Genomic DNA, 3,504 nt, shown 5'->3' with positions numbered 1-3,504 from the left:
GGCAATCTATTAGGTATGGTTACGGCCGCCTCACCAGACGCCGATCGGCGTTTAGCCTTCGTAATTCCGAGTGCAACTCTATGCAAGGCTTGGCCGTTACTTGCGACCCCATACAGGGGGCTCGCCAAATTCGAAGCAGAGGATGCGAGTCTCTTCTTCGGCCGAGAAGAGGAGATTGATGAATTCGCCCAAATGGTAGCAACGCAGAGTTTTGTTACGCTGCTCGGCCCGTCTGGCTCTGGAAAATCTTCGCTTGTGCGCGCCGGATTGCTGCCGTTGTTAGAAGATCAAGGCGGGTGGTTGGTTTTAATCACGCGGCCGGGCAACAACCCGCTTTACGAACTTGCTAGAGCCTTGGCAGATGACGGCACTAGTGCACCCGGTTACGGTCTCGATCGCCGAGCTCATCAACTCGCTGCGGAACTTATAGCGGACCCCAAACGGCTTTTCGATATCGTCTCGACACTACTTCGGGCAATTCCCGGCAGGTCGCGGCTCCTGCTCGTTATCGACCAGTTCGAGGAACTTTTCACGCTTGACGACGCCCAAACTACACTTGAAACAGGAGAGGCTAGTGCCTCGGATCGCCAAAAGAATTACATCGAGGTTTTGGCGCAGATAGGCCAGCGAGCCGAACCCGAGGCCCAGATTCGGGCGGTGGCGACGCTCAGGGCTGATTTCACAGGACGCGTACTGGAGCGCGGATCACTCCGGGAGCTCATTTCATCTCACGACGTAAAACTCTGGCCACTGTCTGAAGAAGGGCTTACGCGAGCAGTTAAGCTTCCCGCAAAGCAGTTCGGTGTGGAATTTGAACCCGGCTTGGTAAAGCGCATCGTCGGCACAATGTTAAACTCGACCGGCGGACTGCCCTTGATGCAGTTTGCGCTTGATGCGCTCTGGAAGCATCAGCGAAACCGGGTACTGACCCACGACGACTACGATACAATCGGCGGCGTCGAGGGCGCGCTTGCGGACTACGCAGAGGCTTATTACAACCGCCAACCACCAGCGAAACAAGCTTCCCTCCGTCGGGTCCTCACTCGTCTCGTCCGCTTGGCTTCTCCTAGCGAACGGGCGGAAGATACCCGCGCTGTCGTTACCCGTGCCGAAATTGGTGATGAGGATTGGGGGACTGTGCTGGACCTAGCAGAAGCCCGTCTTGTAAGTACCGACCAGGATCCAGACCGTGAAATCGAAACCGCTGAACTCGTCCACGAGGCTCTAATCAATTTCACCCGAAGAACCTCGAAGAATTCCTCATCGGCGGACGCAACTGATCTACGCTCATGGGGCCGCCTCCGCAGTTGGCTTGATGAGGATCGCGAATTTGGCCTCTGGCGTCAACGCCTCCACAGCTACGTCGAAAACCACCGCGACAAGGACAGCCTCCTCCCCAACGATCTCGTGCCCGAAGCCCAGAATTGGGTCAGAACCCACGGTACCGCGCTCAACAAAAACGAAATAGAACTCATCACAGCAAGCGCCGAACGTACCCGCGAGGAGGCAAGAAAGATTGAAAAAGCCAAAGAAGACCGGCTGAAACTCCTGGAGGAAAAGCAGCAGCAGCAAAAAGCCTCGGTTCGAAAGCTCTCCGTCCTCGCCGTCGCTCTAATGCTGGCAGTTGGGGGCACCGGATACTTCGCCTGGCGGACCAACTCGGAACTTAACCGAGCTGTTTTGGCAGAGGAAGGTGCGGAAGCCGCATCGGTTGTCGCAAAGCAGCGCGCAAGTGAAGCGGAAGCTGAGCGAAAGAAAGCAACCACGAATCTTTCCTTAGCAGAGCAGCGGTTACAGCAACTCCAAATCGAAAGAGCTCGCCTATTGAGGCAATTTGCTAGCCGCCTTTTAGAAGATGGCCATCCCGAAAGAGCCATAGAAGTTGCTGCAGCGGCATTTCCACAAGAAGCAGAAGATGTCTGGCCCATACTGGATTCCATGTCACAGGTCTCGGAAATTTTGTCAGAAGCCCTTGGAAAAGCGCGCGAATTTCGAACACTTCCGACACCAAAAGGTAGTATTCAAGACGTGCATGTCTCGCCCGACGGAAATACTCTTGCAGTCGTGATAAATGGTATCGCTCGGATTTGGGGTTTGAAGGAAAATGAGGTACTTGCGTCGCTAGACGAGCACAATGACTTGGTTAATAGTGCGAGGTTTTCTCATGATGGAACATTGTTGGTAACGGCGTCGAAAGATCAGAGCGCGATCATATGGGACACAACCAACTGGGAGAGCATCCGAAAGCTCCCAGGACATCTACATTCTGTCGTGGAGGCCGAGTTTTCTCCAGATAACACAAAGATCGTTACTGCAGACGCAGGCAATATCACGGTTTGGGATGTCAGTTCTGGAATGGAATTATTCAAGTCAAATGCCAACAACGGCCCCGGCTGGCTGAGAAGTGCTTCGTTCTCGCCAGACGGAGAAACAATCCTGACAGCAGCTGGAGATAGAACTGCCCGCTTATTGAATGCAGTGAATGGTGAAGAACTTCACCGCATAGAGGACCCAGAGTGGGCCGTTCTTGATGCGAGGTACTCTCCGGATGGAAATTTAGTCGCTTTGGCTATGGAGTCGCATAGTGTTGCAATGTACACCCCTGATCTTGGAAAACTAATATCGGAGATAAATCTCGATGATTACATTACCGACAAGGACCTTCCCAATGCTTATATGAGCTTAAACTTCTCCAATAATGGATCGTTACTCTCGATATCGAACTACGACGCAGAAATATTCGTTTGGAACTACGCTGTTGGAGAAATGGATTGGCAAACAAGAGTCGACAAGAATGCAAGCTACTCTATGGATTATCATCCGTCAGATGAGTATCTCTTAGCTGGCTCAGGTGCTCTTCGGCTATGGCCACCACCTAGAGAATTTGGTCAGTTTTCTACCATTGTAGATGGCAGAGAAGGTCTTGCGTTTTCAGGAGACGACACCAAGATTTTGGCAAAAGGCTATGATGGCCTAAGCGTGATTGATTTAGCCTCACGCACGGTTTCACGATCAATTAAATTCGATAACCGACTAGGCGAACTAACGCTGTTTCCTGATGCACTTGATTTCCTCGTAGACATTGGAAGGGGAGCGCAAATAGTTGATCCCAAAGATGGATCTATCTCAGCCATCTTGGCGCATACAGATGCTATATTTAACCAGGCGGCAATCTCCAAAGATGGCTCTTATTTGGCTGCTGGATCCCCACACGGTGAAGTAAAAGTCTGGAACTTAAACTCAAGGGAGTTGATTCATACCTCTCATCTACAGAGCGATGGAATCTATAGTATCGCCTTTGCTCCGGATGGCAGAAGCATTGTTTCGTTTTCGAAGGACAGCGTAGTGCTTATAGAGCTTTCCGGTGAACCTTTGACCTCGCAGCAGATAGTCGCCCATGATTTCTCTGGAGCAAGAAGCTTTGCATGGTCGCAAGTCGGCTCAATTGTTGCCGCTGGATACGGCGATGGCCGCCTAACGTTAATAGATACTGACACATCTGAA

1 protein-coding gene is annotated in these 3,504 nt (G+C 51.8%); it reads left to right on the top strand.

Going from position 1 to position 3,504, the window contains the following annotated elements:
- The coding region (locus tag K5905_RS30040) for an AAA family ATPase (protein ID WP_297591349.1) at positions 1–3,504 on the top strand (3,504 nt) is incomplete at both ends.

Origin of the sequence: Roseibium sp. (assembly GCF_025698965.1) — a bacterium.
Lineage (GTDB): Bacteria > Pseudomonadota > Alphaproteobacteria > Rhizobiales > Stappiaceae > Roseibium.
This window is presented reverse-complemented; position numbering and strand designations above follow the sequence as displayed.